At 70.6% G+C, this 15,464-nt stretch carries 12 protein-coding genes; 5 read left to right on the top strand and 7 right to left on the bottom strand.

Annotated elements, in window-relative coordinates:
- Positions 1-6: 6 nt before the first annotated feature.
- The 5 genes from WMF19_RS35625 to WMF19_RS35645 all read right to left on the bottom strand — a co-directional run bounded on the left by WMF19_RS35625 (position 7) and on the right by WMF19_RS35645 (position 5,222).
- On the bottom strand, positions 7-963 hold the full coding sequence (locus tag WMF19_RS35625) for a DUF979 domain-containing protein (RefSeq protein ID WP_437894440.1): 957 nt from the start codon (positions 961-963) through the stop codon (positions 7-9).
- Positions 960-1,652 carry a DUF969 domain-containing protein gene (locus WMF19_RS35630; protein ID WP_272095271.1) on the bottom strand — a complete coding sequence of 231 codons (693 nt, stop codon included), beginning with the start codon at positions 1,650-1,652 and terminating at the stop codon, positions 960-962. Before WMF19_RS35630 ends, WMF19_RS35625 begins: the two co-directional genes overlap by 4 nt.
- 170 nt (positions 1,653-1,822) lie before the next feature.
- Positions 1,823-4,114 (bottom strand): molybdopterin cofactor-binding domain-containing protein, encoded by a 2,292-nt coding sequence (locus tag WMF19_RS35635; RefSeq protein ID WP_437894441.1) that lies wholly within the window; start codon positions 4,112-4,114, stop codon positions 1,823-1,825.
- Positions 4,115-4,116: 2 nt separating this feature from the next.
- Complete coding sequence (locus WMF19_RS35640; protein ID WP_272095274.1) at positions 4,117-4,575, bottom strand: (2Fe-2S)-binding protein; 459 nt, start codon at positions 4,573-4,575, stop codon at positions 4,117-4,119.
- Positions 4,572-5,222 carry an Isoquinoline 1-oxidoreductase subunit gene (locus WMF19_RS35645; RefSeq protein WP_437894442.1) on the bottom strand — a complete coding sequence of 217 codons (651 nt, stop codon included), beginning with the start codon at positions 5,220-5,222 and terminating at the stop codon, positions 4,572-4,574. The genes WMF19_RS35640 and WMF19_RS35645 overlap by 4 nt, the downstream gene beginning before the upstream one ends.
- 377 nt (positions 5,223-5,599) lie before the next feature.
- Here WMF19_RS35645 and WMF19_RS35650 point away from each other — a divergent pair, with 377 nt between their 5' ends.
- Genes WMF19_RS35650 through WMF19_RS35660 form a run of 3 tightly spaced genes read left to right on the top strand, consistent with a single transcriptional unit; the run spans position 5,600 to position 8,802 of the window.
- The gene (locus tag WMF19_RS35650; RefSeq protein WP_437894443.1) at positions 5,600-7,174 is read left to right on the top strand and encodes a protein kinase domain-containing protein; all 1,575 of its coding nucleotides are present in this window, start codon (positions 5,600-5,602) and stop codon (positions 7,172-7,174) included.
- A 15-nt stretch (positions 7,175-7,189) separates the two neighbouring features.
- Positions 7,190-8,125 (top strand): PEGA domain-containing protein, encoded by a 936-nt coding sequence (locus WMF19_RS35655; RefSeq protein ID WP_437324249.1) that lies wholly within the window; start codon positions 7,190-7,192, stop codon positions 8,123-8,125.
- Positions 8,122-8,802, top strand: coding sequence for a hypothetical protein (locus WMF19_RS35660; RefSeq protein WP_437324250.1), 681 nt, complete (start codon positions 8,122-8,124; stop codon positions 8,800-8,802). Before WMF19_RS35655 ends, WMF19_RS35660 begins: the two co-directional genes overlap by 4 nt.
- 124 nt (positions 8,803-8,926) lie before the next feature.
- Here the strand turns inward: WMF19_RS35660 and WMF19_RS35665 are convergent, their stop codons facing one another.
- Together WMF19_RS35665 and WMF19_RS35670 are read right to left on the bottom strand one after the other, a co-directional pair.
- Positions 8,927-9,895: a hypothetical protein gene (locus tag WMF19_RS35665; RefSeq protein ID WP_437894444.1), complete on the bottom strand. Its 969-nt coding sequence runs from the start codon at positions 9,893-9,895 to the stop codon at positions 8,927-8,929.
- A gap of 908 nt (positions 9,896-10,803) precedes the next feature.
- A complete protein-coding gene (locus tag WMF19_RS35670; RefSeq protein WP_437894445.1) occupies positions 10,804-11,880 on the bottom strand; it encodes a transposase in 1,077 nt (358 codons plus the stop codon).
- Positions 11,881-12,977: 1,097 nt separating this feature from the next.
- Here WMF19_RS35670 and WMF19_RS35675 point away from each other — a divergent pair.
- A complete protein-coding gene (locus tag WMF19_RS35675) occupies positions 12,978-13,802 on the top strand; it encodes a hypothetical protein (RefSeq protein ID WP_437894446.1) in 825 nt (274 codons plus the stop codon).
- The gene (locus WMF19_RS35680) at positions 13,799-15,454 is read left to right on the top strand and encodes a KGGVGR-motif variant AAA ATPase (protein WP_437894447.1); all 1,656 of its coding nucleotides are present in this window, start codon (positions 13,799-13,801) and stop codon (positions 15,452-15,454) included. The genes WMF19_RS35675 and WMF19_RS35680 overlap by 4 nt, the downstream gene beginning before the upstream one ends.
- The last annotated feature ends 10 nt before the right edge of the window (positions 15,455-15,464 follow it).

The raw sequence follows: 15,464 nt of genomic DNA on the forward strand, positions 1-15,464 counted from the left end.
GCGACCTCAGCGCCGGAAGACGAGCAGGTACATGAGGAGCGTGTTCCCGATCAGCAGGAGCAGCGCGGTGGGGAGCTGGACCTTGATCACGCCGTCGCGATCGGGCAATCCGAGCAGGGCCGCTGGGACGATGTTGAAGTTCGCGGCCATGGGGGTCATCAGCGTCCCGCAGAAGCCGGACAGCATGCCGAGGGCGCTCATGATCGCCGGGTCGCCGCCGAGCCGGCGCACGATCAGGGGGAGCCCCACGGCCGCGGTCATGACGGGAAACGCCGCGAAGGCGTTCCCCATGATCACCGTGAACAGCGCCATGCCCACGGTATAGGCGGCCACCGCGGCGAGGCGGCCGCCGCGCGGGAGCGCGCTCCCGGCCAGCTCGCCGATCACGTCCCCCACGCCCGCGGCCGCGAACACGACCCCGAGCGCGGCCAGCAGCTGGGGCAAGATCGCCGCCCAGCCCACGATGTCGAGCAGGCGCCTGCCTTCCTGCAGAGGCGCGAGCAGCGGCGGGCGCAACCACGCCACGGAGACCACGAGCGCGAGCACCACGCCGAGGGCGAGCGAGATCAGCGTCGCCTGCTTCGGGTCGAGCAAGTGCGCTCCGCGGATCTCGACCCGCTTGAGGACCAGCGCGCCCAGGAGGGCGGTCGCCGGGATGATCAGCGCCGGCACGAAGAGCAGGTCGCCGCGCCGCTCGGCGCTGGCGCGCCGCTCCTCGGGTGTCGAGGTGGCGGGGCGCCCCTGGCCCAGGCCCCTGACGCCCGCGAGGAGCACGAGCGAGATCACGAGCACCCCGTTGCCGAGATCCCCGAGGCGCGAGCCGAAGAGGAAGCTCGTCGCCAGGAGACCCCAGAACAGGGTGTTCTTCCACCGCCTCGAGTTCTCGCGGTCGACCGCGCTCAGGACGGCCGACGCCGCGAAGAACAGCCCTCCCACGACGTAGACGACATCGAGCGTGATCATTCGGGCGCCTTCCCCGCGTCCGCGCGGGCGAGGTCGCGGTGGAGCCGCCTGTCGAGCAGGAGGAGCCGAGTCCCGTGGATCAGGAGCGCCAGGACCGCCGTGGGGATGGCCCAGACCGACAGCTGGAGCGGCTCCACGAAGATGCCGTTCTGCTCGAGGAACGCCTTGATCAGCAGGATCGACGCGATGGCGAGGAAGATGTCCTCTCCGAAGAACAGCGCCACGTTGTCGGCCGCCGCCGCCGAGGCGCGGATCAGCCAGCGCGTCCTGTCCGGCAGCGGTCCGTACCGGTTCTCCGCCACGGCCTCGGCCATGGGCGCGATCAGCGGCCGGACCATCTGCGCGTGGCCGCCGAGCGACGTCAGGCCGAGCGCCGCGCTGAGCTGCCGCACCGCGAAGTACACGAGCAGGATGCGCCCGGTCGTGGCCGTCTTCACCCGCGAGATCAGCGCGCGCGCCCGCTCCTGGAGGCCCGAGCGCTCCAGCAGGCCGATGACCGGCAGGACGAGCCAGACAAGGCTCACATAACGGTTGTCGTTGAACGCCTTGCCCAGGACGGAGATCCCCTCGATGAGGCCCATCCCCGCCGAGAGGCTTGTCACGATGGCGGCCGCCGCGACGACCAGGAGCGGATGGATCCGGGCCACGAAGCCGACGACCACGACCGCGACCCCGAGGAACGTGAGCATGCTCCTTACCCTCGTGTCCGCGGGCGACGCCGCAAGCCGGTGACGGCACGGTCCACGGCGCCTCGTGCGCGACCGATGCCCCCGGCGGCTGCCGTCTCGAATTTCAGCTTTTCAATCCATCCGGGCCGCTCGCGGCGGCCTCCGGTCGATCCCCCCGCGCCCTGCCCTCGTCACAGCCCCAGGCGCCGCAGCGGGAGCTCCCGCGCGCGGGTCTTCGTCAAGGCGAACACCGCGTTCGCGATCGCGGGCGCCACCGGCGGCACCCCGGGCTCGCCGACGCCCCCGGGCGGGGCGTCGCTCTTCACGATCTCCACGTGGATCCGCGCCGGCACCTCGGGGCTCCGCACCACCGGGTAGTCGCGGAAGTTCGTTTGCTCGACCGCGCCGCCCTTCATCGTGATGGCGCCGTGGAGCGCGATGCTCATCCCGAAGACCACCGCGCCTTCCATCTGCGCGCGCACGCGGTCCAGGTTGATGACCGTGCCGGGGTCCGCGACGAGCCACACCTCGTCGACCTTCACCTTGCCGAGCGCGTCCTTCGAGACCGCGGCGACGACCGCCACGTACGTGAGGAAGCTCCGGTGCGCGGCGAGGCCCAGCGCGCGGCCCGCCTTGCGCGCGGCGTCCCACCCCGAGAGCTCCGTCACCCGCTCGATGACGTGCCGGAGGCGGCCCACGTCGACCGGGTGCTGCTCGATCGGCGCCCCGTAGTTCGGGACCTTGTCGACGCCCAGCTCGGCGGGCGTCGCTTTGCGGGCGGGGCCGAGCACCTCGAGCAGCACCTCGCGCGGATCGGCCTGCCGCGCGTGCGCGATCTCATCGATGAAGCTCTGCACGGCGAAGGCGTGGAAGATGTTGCAGACCGACCGGAGCCAGCCGATCCGGACGTGGGCCGGCGCGTCGCACGCCTCGGCGCGGACGTTCGGGGCCGAGAGCGCGAGATCGAGCACGCCGAGGCCGAGCTCGTTCTCGCTCGGGGTCTTCACCCTCGCGTCGAACGTCGACGGGATCGGCGGGAACGCCGTCCGGTGCAGCCACGCCGTCACCTTGCCGCCCGCGTCGAGCCCCGCCGTGAGGTGCTGCGCGCTGACGGCGTGGAAGTAGCCGTTCTGCACGTCGTCCTCGCGCGTCCACTGCACGCGCACCGGCGCGCCGACCTCGCGCGCGAGCAGCGCCGCCTCGGCGACGTAGTCCGGCTTGGACTTCCGGCCGAAGCCGCCGCCGAGGAGCGTCACGTGCACGGTGACCTTGCCCTCGTCGACGCCGAGCGCCCGCGCCACCTCGGTCCGCGCGGCCTGCGGGTTCTGCGTCGGCGCCCACACCTCGCAGCCGTCCGCGTCGACCTTCGCCACCGCCGAGGGCGGCTCCATGGCCACATGCGCGAGGTGAGGCACGTAGTACTCGGCCTCGACCGTGCGCGCCGCCGCCTTGAGCGCCCCGTCGACGTCGCCGACCTTCCGCACGACCTTGCCCGGCGCGCGCACCGCGCGCGAGAGCGCCTCGCGGTAGCTCGCCGAGTCGTACGACGCGTTCGCGCCGTGATCCCACACGATCTCCAGCGCCGCGCGGCCGCGCATCGCGGCCCACGTCGTGTCCGCCACGACCGCCACGCCCCCGAGCGGCTGGAACCCCACCCCGACGCCCTTCGGCGCCGATAGCTCCACGAGCTTCTTCACGCCCGGGACCGCCAGCGCGCGCGCACCGTCGTACCGCACGACCTTGCCCCCCACGACCGGGGGGTGCGCGATGACCGCGGTGAGCATGCCCGGCAGGCGCACGTCCGCGCCGAACTGGGCCGCGCCCGTGACGATGGCCCGGCCGTCGAGCAGCGGGAGCAGGCCGCCGACGCGCTTGAGCTCCGAGGTGGGGCGGAGCGCGACCGACGCCGCGTCGGGCACCGGGAGCTTCGCCGCGTCGGCAACGAGCTCGCGGAAGTCCAGCGAGCGCTTCGACTTCGCGTGGTGGACCGCGTGCTGCTGGGCGACGCACTCCGCGGCGGGGACGCGCCACCTCCTGGCCGCGGTCGCGACGAGCATCGCGCGCGCTGTCGCGCCCACGCGCCGCATCGGCTCGTAGCTGCCGCGCACGCTGCGCGAGCCGTCGGTGTTCTGATCGCCGTAGGCCTTGTCGCCGTCGGCTTGCACGATCTTGACCCGCGCCATGTCCGCGCCGAGCTCGTCGGCGACGAGGACCGGCAGCGAGCTGCGGATCCCCTGCCCCATCTCCGACCGGTGGCAGACGATCGACACCGTCCCGTCGGGCGCGATGTGGAGGAACACCCCGGTCCGGAGCCCCGGCTGCGCCTTCGCGCCGCCGGGCGTGGGCGGCGCAGGCGGCGGCCTGTCGACGTCGCCGCGCGCGGGCGGCGCGGCCTCGGCGACCCCGAGCGCGAGCCCGCCCACCGCGAGCCCGAGCCCCGCGAGGAAGGAGCGGCGGAGGAGGACGACCCGTTGCTGTTCCATCTTCACTCCGTGGGAAGGCCGGCGGCCTTGCGGACCGCCGCGCGGATGCGCGTGTACGTGCCGCACCGGCAGATGTTGCCGGCGAGCGACCTGTCGATGTCGTCGTTCGAGGGCCGCGGGTTCTTCCGCAGGAGCGCGGCCGCGCTCATGATCTGCCCCGCCTGGCAGAAGCCGCACTGCGGGACGCCGAGCTCCACCCACGCGCGCTGCAGCGGGTGATCGCCGGTGGGGCTGAGCCCCTCGATCGTCGTCACCGAGCCGCCCGCGGCGCGCTTCACCGGCGTCACGCAGGCGCGCACGGTCTCGCCGTCGAGGTGCACGACGCACGCCCCGCAGAGCGCCTGGCCGCAGCCGTACTTCGTCCCCGTGAGGCCGAGCACGTCGCGCAGCACCCAGAGGAGCGGCATGTCCGGATCCACGTCGAGCCTCTGCTCCGCGCCGTTCACCTTCAGGATGATCATCGTCGGGACTCCTCGGGCGGGCACGCCGCGCCCGCCTTCACCCATGCGTCGACGAGCGCGCCGAAGGCCGCCTGCGAGCCGGGCGCCTTCGTGCGGCCATGGCCGGGCGCCCACCCCCACGCCACGAGCTCGTCGCGCTCGGCGTGCTCGACGATCTGCGCGAGCGTCTTCTTGCCGTTGCGCGCCGGATCCTTGATCTGCGCGCAGATCGCCGCCGGCGACCGCCCGAGCCACGCCATCTCCGCCGGCGCGAGGTGCCAGCCCGGCGCCCCGGGGACGCGGGCGAGCTCGAGGTTCTGCGCCTGATGGCACGAGGTGCACTCCATCGCCGCCACCCCGAGATCGTTCGGACCGCGCTCGGCCGGCGGGCTGTGGCGCTCGCCGGCGTCGCCCTGGCGCGGGACGCCATCGTGAGGATGGCAGTTCACGCAGCGCGGGTGGAGAAGCACCTTGCTCGCCTCGAGGAAGAGCGAGGCCGCGCGCGCGTCGTCGTCCCGGATCGCCGCGAACGCCTCCGGACTGCGGAGCTCGCCCGGAGCGACGGGCGGAAGAGCGACCGGCCTGGGCGCCTCCGCGGGAGGCGAGTCGCACGCCGCGGCGAGGAGGCCGACGCCAGCCAGCAGGGAACAGAGGAGGAGAGGCTGCATCGCCCGGCCTACCCTGGTGACCCGGCGCGCAGACGACAAGCCCCCAAGCGTGGTGACTCCGCGCGCAGACGACAAGCCCTGCTCGACGCGCGCCCTTGTCGCGTCCAGCGTCCTAGCGTCCACCGACAGCGCAGTTCGCGTTACGTCACGGTTTCGGGCGACAGGCGACGCGTGGAGCCCGCGATGACGGCGGCCGTGAGCCGTCCGTGAGCCGGTGTCGACGGCGCGCGCCGCGGCCGCTACCGCGCCTGTAGCGAACTGTCACGAGCGCGCCAGGCAGCGCGGCTCCACGCCACGACTGGACGCCCCGACACCGGCGCATTCCCGGCAACCCCTCCGCCGGAGCGATGGCTCGAGGCGTGCAAGCCGGCTCCGGCATGAGCAAGACGCTAGGAATAGGCGAGGCCACCCAGCCATCGCCCTGCCTGATCGCCCCAGCTGAGGCAGGCTGCCACACCGCGTCGAGCTCGGAGCGCGGTCCGCTGCCGGGGATGCACGTGGGCTCCCAGCTCCGCCTCATCCGCGCGCTCGGCCAGGGAGGGATGGGGAGCGTCTGGCTCGCCGAGCACGTCGCGCTCAGGACCCACGTCGCGGTGAAGTTCCTCCGCGACATGTACATGGACCACCCGCTGGCCGTCGTGCGCCTCCACCGGGAAGCCGAGGCCGCGGCCCGCATCCAGAGCCCGCACGTGGTGCGCGTGTTCGACGTGAGCTTCACCGACCAGGGGGTCCCCTACATCGTGATGGAGCACCTGGAAGGGCAGACGCTGCAAGATCTGGTCGAGCGCCGCCGCCGGCTCACGGTCGAGGAGACCGTCTCCATCCTTCGCCAGCTCTGCGCCGCGCTGGCCCGGGCGCACGAGGCGGGCATCGTTCACCGCGACATCAAGCCCGAGAACATCTTCCTCGTCGAAGGCGAGCGGGAGCCCTTCGTGAAGGTGCTCGACTTCGGCATCGCCAAGGACACCGCCGACGAGGCCGAGCGGCTCACGGTCACGGGCGCCATCCTGGGGACGCCGCACTTCATGTCGCCCGAGCAGATGGCGGGCGGAGCGCGGGTCGGACCGCACAGCGATCTCTGGGCCCTCGGCGTCGTGGCCTACTTCTGCTTGACCGGGCAGATCCCCTTCGGCGGCGCCACCGTCGCCGCGGTGGCGGTGGCGATCGACCGCGGGCCGCCCCCGCCGCCGTCCCGGCTCGCCCCGGAGGTGCCCCCCGCGATCGACGCCTGGGTCCTCTCGCTGCTCGAGCCCGACCCGGCGCGCCGCGCCCGGAGCGCCCGCGCCGTCCTCGATGCGCTGGACGCCGCCGTCGCCGCCCCGCGCGGCACGCGGCCCGCCCAGACCGAGGTCATGCCCCCGCGCGAGTCCCTCTGCTCGGGCGAAGGCTTTTCGTCCCTCGTGACCACGCTCATGCCGTTCGGCACGCTGGGCGTGGGCATGAGCTTGCCTCGGCAGCGGGCGCGGACGCGCACCTGGGCCCTCGCGGCGGGCGCCGTCATGGGGCTCAGCACCCTGGCGTGGGCTGGGGCCTCCGGCGTCACCCGGACCGCGCCGGCAGCGCAGTCCGCGTCGCTCGCGATGGTGGCCGGCGCAGCGGCTGGACGCGCCGCTCCCGCCGTCGAGCCCGCGGCCCAGTGCGCCACGATCGCGCAGCAGCCCGAGGCGCAGGCCGCGACCACGGCGCCGCGGGTCGAGGCGCAGGCCGCGGCCACGGCGCCGCAGGTCGAGGCGCAGGCCGCGGCCACGGCGCAGGCCGACGTCCGGCCGCCCCAGGCCGAGGCGCGGGCTTCGGCCACGGCGCAGCCTGCGGTCAGGGCGGTAGCCGACGCCAGGGTGCCGGCCGTGTCTGGCGCCCAGAACGCCCCGACGGCGGCGCTCGCCGCGCCGACCGCGACGCCAGGCAAGACGGTCGCGACGCGCACGCGCTGGCGCCGCGATCTCGGCTTCTGACAGGAGAGGAGACCCATGCGCCCCCGGTCCAGCACGCTGATGGTGATCGCCAGCCTGATCCTCGCGGCGCCGCCGGCGCTCGCCGGCGACGCGGCGGACACCGCCGGCGGTGCCGCGGACGAGAAGGCGCGGCGCGACGCCCGGGAGCTCGTGTACCAGGGCGACGAGCTCTTCATCCTGAGGAGGTACGCGGAGGCGCTCCGCGCCTACCAGCGCGCCGAGCAGCTCGTCCGCGTGCCCTCGACCTCCATCGAGGTGGCGAAGGCGCTCGCCGCGATCGGCCGGCTCAGCGAGGCGCGCGAGCTCGCGGCCACGATCGCCTCGTCGCGCGCGCTCCCGGGGGAGCCCTGGCCGTTCATGCAGGCGCGGCGCCGCGCCGACGCCCTGCGCGACGAGCTCGACGATCGAATCCCCCGGCTGAAGGTGCGGCTCGTGCCGAGCCCCGCCGGGGCCAGGCTCAGGGTCGACGGCCAGGAGGTGAAGGTCTCCTCGGAGGGGACCCTGATCGATCCTGGCAACCACTGGGTCGAGGTCGAGGCCGACGGCTACGTCGGCGCCCGGCAGCGGGTCTACGTCCCGGAGCGGGAGACCACGGCGCTCGACGTCGCCCTCACGCCGGAGCCCCGCCCGCACGGCGTCTCGCCGTGGGCCGTCGGCGGGTTCATCGCTTCGGGCGCCGGGCTGGCGGTGGGGATCGGCGTGGGCGCGGCCTACCTGAGCGCGAGGAGCGACCTCGCCGAGGCGTGCCGGCAGGGCACCTCGGGCTGCTCCGCAGGCGCGCGAGGCGACGCGAACGCCCTGGGTTGGGTCTCGAACGTGGGGTTCGGCCTCGCGATCGCCGGCGCGGCCGTCGGCGGCATCGCCCTCGGCATGGAGCGCTCGAAGGCCCCGGAGTCGAGCGTCACCTGGGCTGTCGGTCCGGGCTACATCAGCATGCGAGGGACGCTGTGAGGGCGCGCCTCGCTGCCGCCTGCGCGTTCGCCGCGTGGGTCGCCGGATGTCAGGTCGTCGCCCCGCTGCCCGACGGCGAGGACAGCGCCACCTCGGCCGTGGGTGACGGCATCGACAGCGGCGCCGCCACGGGCGACGCCGGCGATGGGAGCCCCGAGAGCTGGACTCCGCCCACGCAGGAGGGCGGCCCGTGCGAGATCGCCGCGTGCTCGGCGCACTGCGCCCGGTCGATGGATCTCTGCGAGCTCACGCCGCAGTATCCGTCGGTCGAGGCGTGCTGCACCGTCTGCGAGGCGATGCCGTCGCCCGAGGGGTATGCCGGGTGCCGCGCGGCGCAGGCCGGCGATCCCGCCGGCTGCACCGCGGCCGGGCCGCTCGGCCCCGAGGGCGACGCCGGGTGCGTCGGGCGGTGCGAGGCGATGTGCACGCTCTATGCGGCCATATGCCCGATCGAGCTCGCGGATATCGCGGCCTGCGAGGCCCTCTGCGCGCCCTTGCCGGCGCCGGAGGTGTTCGACGCGTGCGGTCCGCTCATGGCCGAGGGCTCGCTCGGGTGCAGTACGCAGCAGATCTACGCCGCGCTCGGCGCGGTCGACAAGAAGGAGCGCGACAAGGTGTGCCGCGACATCCTGGAAGGTCGCTGCCCCCCCAAGCCGGCGTGCGCGGGCGGCGACTAGCTCGATCCCGCCTCGCGAACTGCACCGCAAGCGGGGGAGTCTGCCTGCCCTCCGCCGGTGCGTTCGCCTGGGCAGCCGATCCTTGGGAGCGGGAAGCGCTCGCCGCGGAGGCGGGCGGCGATGTCTAGCCGGTAGGCGCCGCGCCGTTCGGTGCAGCCCCGGGCATCGCGGGCGCTGCCGTGCCGTTCAGCGCAGCAGGCGCCGTCGTGCCGTTCGGCGCAGCAGGCGCCGCCGTGCCGTTCGGCGCTGCGGGGGTCGCAGCGCGGGGCGCCGCCGGTTCAGCCGGCGCCTCGTCGCCCGGGGCGGCGACGGCGTCGCTGTGCGCCGTCGCGCGGCCAGTGCGGCCCTTGTAGAGAGAGGGGGCGATCGTATCGGCGTCCTCCTCGTCCCAGCGCAGGTACGTGACGGCGCGGCGGGTCTGGTCGTAGGCGTGGACGAGCAGCGAGAACGCCCGCGCCCTCCTGTCCGCGGCCTCGGTCGGCCCGGGACCTTTGCCGTGCTCCCGCACGCCGAGGGCCGCGAGCAGCTGCGGCCCGATCTCCCCCGCGCGCCTCACCTCCTCCTCGGTCGCCGCCGTCTTGCTGGCGACCTCCGCCCAGCTCGCAGTGAACAGCGCCGAGAGCGCGACCAGGTCGTTCGCCGTGTCGATGTGCCCCAGCCCCGCGCGGATCTCCGCGACCGTGTCCGCGTCGAGCAGGCCGCGCCGGGCCAGCGCCTCGGCGTCGCTCAGCAGGTTCTCGCGCAGCGGGGCCGCCTCCGCGAGCAGCGGCTTCAGCGAGTTCTCGGCGCCTCCGCTCGACAGCCACGCGAGGTGCGCGTACCACGCGGCCAGCGCGTAGGTCTCGAGCCGGTCGAGCAACGCGACATCGTGCGTCGGCACGTGCTCCGCGATGGCGGAGCGCAGCGCGAGGAGGCCGGGCAGCACGCCCAGCACCTGGGAGACGACCCGGGGAATATCGAGGTTGATGGCGATCAGCCGATCCGGGCTCAGGGCCTCTATCTCGGGCAGGATCTCGTCGAACGCCGCCGCCTGGGGCGGGGCCGCGGGCTTCTTGGGAGCGGGCTTCTTCTTGAGCGGAGAAGGCTTCGTCATGAGGGGATGACCTCTCGTTGTTCGTCGTCGCGGAGCAGCGGAGAACAGGTACGACGCGCTCCACCCCTGCGCGCTGGACGTGTTGAGAACGTCAGGCGCACGCCGAACGTTCCGCGCAGGGATAATCCCCCCCGCGCACCCGTCAATCGACATGCCGGCTGATTTTCTGGCGGCGTGCCGCCGGGTGGTGGTCAACTTTGCCCAGAGAGAGTCAACATGAAGGCAGGAAGGCGGGAAAATCATTCATGTTTTCTTCCCGCCTTCCTGCCTTCATGTTCCAATTTGATCACGACCTGCCGCCGCTCGTCGTGATCGTGCTCATGGGCCAGGCCCCGCGAGGCTCGCGAGAAGTCGCCTGAAGGTGTCATGTGCCCGGCGCGCGGCGGGGTGGCGTCGAGAGTGCTGCTCTCGTCACGGCGTCTGGTAGCTGTCAGCACGCATGTCGGCAGGCACCGTGCCATCCACGTGTGGCGGTTCGCGGCCGACCGTTTCCGTTGCCGGGAGGGCTGCCGGCTGCCTCCCCCACACCGTTTCCGTTGCCGGGAGGGCTGCCGGCTGCCTCCCCCAGACCGTTTCCGTTTCCAGGAGGGCTGCCCAGCAGCCTCCCCCACACCGTTTCCGTTTCCAGGAGGGCTGCCCAGCAGCCTCCCCCACACCGTTTCCGTTGCCGGCAGGGCTGCCGGCTGCCTCCCCCACACCGTTTCCGTTGCCGGCAGGGCTGCCGGCTGCCTCCCCCACACCGTTTCCGTTGCCAGGAGGGCTGCCGGCTGCCTCCCCCACACCGTTTCCGTTGCCAGGAGGGCTGCCGGCTGCCTCCCCCACACCGTTTCCGGGCGGTGCTGCACTTTGGGGGAAAGTGCAGCACTCGTGCTCAAAGTACAGCACCCTGCGCGCGCAAAGTGCAGCACTCACGACCCCTCCGGGGGATCGAACAGGGACAGCTGGACCGGGCCATCCGGCGCGGGCGGCGGAACGGCCTGGACCGGGGATGCCGCCGGAGGCGGCGGCTCGCTCCGGCGCCGTTGCTTCAACCCTGGGGTCGGCTCGGTCACGAGGCGCAGGAACCCGCGGCCGTTCGGAAGCGGCCTCGCTGGCGCGGAGGGCTCGCGATGAGTGAGCGGCTGCGCCTCGGGGGCTGCGGCCTCCTCCTCGGTCGTGAGCGTCTCCAGGAGCTCGTCCAGGCCCCACACGTGGTCGGTGATGCCTGCCTGCATCGCGGGCGTGACGCGGAGCGTGCGCACGACGCGGCACAGGTTGTACGCCACGTAGTTCAGGGCGACCGCTGCGGCGTGGTGGTCCGCCTTCTTGCTGAAGGCGTAGCAGAGCCGCCGCATGCGCCCGTTGCTGTGGCGCGTGGAGCCGTTCAGACGCTCCACGTAGGACGTCGACGCCTTGGCCGGGTCGGGCGCGCCGTAGACCACGGACTTCGTGATGAAGGGGTCCCGGGGCGGCTCGTACCGGTGGTCGTCGTCGCGGCGCCCACGGCTGCCAGAGCGGTAGTTTTTGACCGTCTGCATGTAGTCGATGCTCGGGCCGAAGGACGCGCCAACGGCGGAGATGTACGGGGCGAACCCGTCGCTGGTCAGCTGCGGCATGACCAGCATGCGTGCGCGAAGATCCTTGATGAAGGCGTCCGTCGTCGCCTGGTCGCGCTTGCCAACACGCCAGCAGATGACCATGCGGCTCGTCGCGTCGACGGCAACGAAGGTGTGCGCCTCCCCCACGTCGGGCGGGTCGGCCTCGGTCACACGGGACTGCTTCTTCTGCACGAAGGACCAGACCTCATCGACCTGCACGAGGCTGCACTGCACGTCTCGCACGAGGCGGTCATGCAGGCGCACCGCACCTGCCCCCAGCGCCAGGAGCAGGCGCGTGATGGTGCGGTGGTTGACCTCGGTCATGCGCTCGACCGCCCGGATGCTGTTGCCGTCCAGGAGCGCCGCGAGCACACGCAGGCGCTTCTCCGCCGGGAGCACGTTCGCCACGGGACCCTTGCCTTTCCCCGGCGGAGGGCCCACGATCCGGTCTGCCAGGACGTCGGACGGGGCAACCCGCGCGGCTTCTGCCGCCCTGCTCCTAGTTTGCCGCTGGGAGCGGGGCGTTTTCGTCTAAGGTCCTCTGATTACAGCGATTTCTCCGCGGAAAACCGCTCGGAAGCGTGCGGGAGAGATGCCGGCAGGACGGGGTATGTCATAGCGACACAGCGCACCCAGCCCCCTTGGGCTGCGGACGCTACGCACGGGATGGACATCCACAGGGGCGTGCGCCGGTCGGTGTCGGACCGCCGGTGCGCAGCGCGGCCGCTTTGTGATAGTTTCGCGGCGATGTCGCTGCTGGATGGCACCTCCGCTGATCACGCGTCCGTCGTCGCGTCAATCATAGCCGAACTGAAGGGCGGCTCGCTTCAGGACAAGGCGGTCTTGCTCAGCCTCCAAGAAGAGACCCGTGTTCCCGATCACGGTCGGGAGGCGTTTCACAAGGCGCTGGCAGCCTCCGCTGCGCCGAAGGCGATCGACCGGGTTTGTGGGGCTTGCTCGGCGGGACACCTGATGTTGCCGGTCGCGAGCCCGCGTCCGTCAACGATCCAAGGCGTTTGGTGGACCCATGTAACTTTCGAAAAATTGCAAAAGTTGGATTACGTTGCCAGGACTGACCCTCTGGCATCCCGCCCACCACGGCGACTACGCCTCGAACGGTCCTTTGGCCTGGGGAAAGACGGCATCAGGTATCCGTTCTGGATCAGCTCGTACACTAGCAACGACGCTGACGACGCGCGAGATCGCCTCGGGCTATGCCATATCCCCGACAAGGAGCACATGTTTCGGGTGCCTGTCCCCATCGACACGGCGCCAGACCGCGACCTACATGTTCCGACGGCGCTCGATGCTAACGCAGGCCCCGCGTGGCGATGCCCACCTCCTGGCCACAAAGATCCATGGGGAATGACGCGTGACCTGCGAACGGATGCCGCAACTGAACCCGAACTTCTCGCTCGCCCCCACCCGGACGATGGACTGGACGCCGAGTACATCGGTCCGATCATGCGACCGCCTTCCGAAGGGTACCTCGCTGTGAGGCTAAGATGATTACTAGGGAAATTGTTGAACTAATGGAGGAGGAGCAACTCCTGGACTGGTTGCTGCGCCGCATGCGCGCCGAAGAGGCGGATCCGCCGCTGTCGACACTGCACGCGGAGACCCCCGACGACTATGTCGCTGTCATCCATGGGCAGACGACCGACCTCACCTTTCGGGAGCGCTTGGAGCGTGCGGTCGTAACTGGGCTAGAGATGTCTGGCGCCAGCGATGTACTCACCACGCGGGATGCGGAAGCCGTGCGGAACTTGGCAGAGCTCGCCCTGCGGCGTCGGATTTCGGCTGCGGCGCCAGTGCTCCGTCGGATCGCGGAGCGAGGCGCCTTTGGTGGGCGGGCACGAGGCCTCGTTGAGATCGTTGAGCGGAGCGTACTCTTCGCGCTCGCAGGACTCCAGGAGAGAAAATTGCTCTGGGAAAACTGGTTGTCCCTCTGGCGCCAGGGTGCACCAGTGCCGTGGCCGATCATCGTCGCCGGGCTACGGCTCTCGAACCCATCCAAGGCGACCGAGCTTTTGCCGGAAATCGTTGAGCGGGCTCTCAGTGGGGGTCGCTTCCCTCTGGGAGAAGTGCTCTGGGCGTTCGGCACCGACCCTGTCATCGACGCAGGGCAGATTGCGAAGGCGCTTTCGGGGTTGTCCCCTGAGGCCGTGGCTCGGTGCCGGCGCGACCTGGAGGAGATCGGAGCGCTTGCAGAAGAGCTTGACGCTTGGCTCCCACCCGCAGTCCCGAGCGTTCATCCGACTTGGGCTAGGCGTGGCCATCTGCCCCGAAAACCGCCCAGTATGATCAGGGCGATCACCGAGGCCGCATGAATATCACTCGGCCTAATCGACGAGTCATCACCTTCTACTCGTTCAAGGGTGGCGTCGGGCGAACTATGGCCCTCGCGAACGTCGCCTACCGGCTTGCCGATACGCACGCTCTTGACGTGGTCGCGGTTGACTGGGATCTGGAAGCCCCCGGGCTGCATAATTTTTTCGGACTCACCGCTGAGCAGATGGCCGAGGCTCGTGGGGTACTGGATTACTTACTCGAATGGCGAGAGGCCCTACGCAACAATGCTCCTGCACCGCCAGACATCAGGCAGTGGCTCATTCGTATCGAGGACAAGGATCATGCGCCGCGGCACGGTTCGTTGTCGCTGCTCGTCGCAGGACGCATTGACGCCGAGTTCGGCCGTCGGCTTGCCGGTGTTGATTGGAAGGACTTCTACGAGAACTCTGCCGGCGCAGCAGCAGTCGAGACGCTTCGGGAGCAGCTCGTCGGCACGGCTGATGCTGTGCTGATCGACAGTCGGACAGGACTCACAGACGCCGGCGGAATCTGCACCGTCCAGCTACCGGATGCAGTTGTGTTGATGTCGACTCCCAACAAGCAATCGCTCGATGGCATTATGCAGGTGGCGCGCGGCATCGCGGGCGCCTCGGCCGAGGAACGAGCTGGGCGCGAGATGCCAAAGTTGCTGGTATCAGTGTCTCGCATTTCCAGCATCGAGGAGAGCCTGCGTGCAGCACGATGGTTCAAACAACATAAGCCCTGGTTCGATGAAGGGATCGTGCAGGGCCTCTGGCAGAGGGCGGACCATTCTTCGGGCCTCAGGAGTCACGAGATCCCACATCGGGCCAGGTGGAGTTTTGGAGAGCAGCTGCTCAATTACAAGTCCGGCGCTGAGCCGACCGATCCGCTCGCGGTGGCATACCAGGGGTTGACGGGTTCGATACTTATTTGGCTCTCCGGCTATCCGTCGCCGCCGGATATGTCAGCGGACACATCAGTCTCGGATCACGCAATTCGTATTAGCGCGTTGCGGGAACGTGTAAAAGAGGCAGAAGAGCGTGGTGACATGCTCGGGCTGTCCGTAGCGCTTCGTGAACTAGGCATTGCCCTTGCGAACGCGGAGCAGTACAACGAGGCACATCATGCCGTCGAACGCGCATCGGATATTGCCTTGGGAGGGGGCCTGCGCTCAGAGGTCGTCGCGGCCAAGACATATAAGGGCTTATTCCTGATTAGTCAAAGGGTGTGGGAGCAGGGGATGAGCGTCACGCAGCAGGCGCTCGATGAGGCGCAACAGCTGGGGCACGCGGATTTGTATATATACAATGCCGTTTCGCTTGCCATGGCCTACGTGCATTTTAGGAGGTTTGATGAGGCTATTTCGTTGCTGACGCAGGCAGAGACCCGAGCTCGCGCCGTGCCGCAATTTAAGCTAGGAGCAACGGTTATGTACGCTCTCGGCGCCGCGCACGAGCTGGCGGCCGTTCAAAACAAGGCAATTTCTGAGATTCAATCACTGGAGATGCTTGGAAGGAGTGCACTTCGAGCCGCGAGGCAAAACATGGATGATGATGCCGAGGCGCGAGCGCTCGGAGTTCTCATCTCGCTGGCTTCAGAAGGCGCTGGCATCGCTGACGTCGCCGAGCTTCAAACCCGCCTGGACGAGCTTTCGCGACGCTCATCTTGAGGACACTTTC

The organism is Sorangium sp. So ce124, from assembly GCF_051525235.1.
Lineage (GTDB): Bacteria > Myxococcota_A > Polyangia > Polyangiales > Polyangiaceae > Sorangium > Sorangium atrum.

Bases quoted from the DNA above. Each gene is read 5' to 3' on its own strand.
- WMF19_RS35625 (WP_437894440.1), bottom strand. From the start codon at position 963: ATGATCACGCTCGATGTCGTCTACGTCGTGGGAGGGCTGTTCTTCGCG.
- WMF19_RS35630 (WP_272095271.1), bottom strand. From the start codon at position 1,652: ATGCTCACGTTCCTCGGGGTCGCGGTCGTGGTCGTCGGCTTCGTGGCC.
- WMF19_RS35635 (WP_437894441.1), bottom strand. From the start codon at position 4,114: ATGGAACAGCAACGGGTCGTCCTCCTCCGCCGCTCCTTCCTCGCGGGG.
- WMF19_RS35640 (WP_272095274.1), bottom strand. From the start codon at position 4,575: ATGATCATCCTGAAGGTGAACGGCGCGGAGCAGAGGCTCGACGTGGAT.
- WMF19_RS35645 (WP_437894442.1), bottom strand. From the start codon at position 5,222: ATGCAGCCTCTCCTCCTCTGTTCCCTGCTGGCTGGCGTCGGCCTCCTC.
- WMF19_RS35650 (WP_437894443.1), top strand. From the start codon at position 5,600: ATGAGCAAGACGCTAGGAATAGGCGAGGCCACCCAGCCATCGCCCTGC.
- WMF19_RS35655 (WP_437324249.1), top strand. From the start codon at position 7,190: ATGCGCCCCCGGTCCAGCACGCTGATGGTGATCGCCAGCCTGATCCTC.
- WMF19_RS35665 (WP_437894444.1), bottom strand. From the start codon at position 9,895: ATGACGAAGCCTTCTCCGCTCAAGAAGAAGCCCGCTCCCAAGAAGCCC.
- WMF19_RS35675 (WP_437894446.1), top strand. From the start codon at position 12,978: ATGATTACTAGGGAAATTGTTGAACTAATGGAGGAGGAGCAACTCCTG.
- WMF19_RS35680 (WP_437894447.1), top strand. From the start codon at position 13,799: ATGAATATCACTCGGCCTAATCGACGAGTCATCACCTTCTACTCGTTC.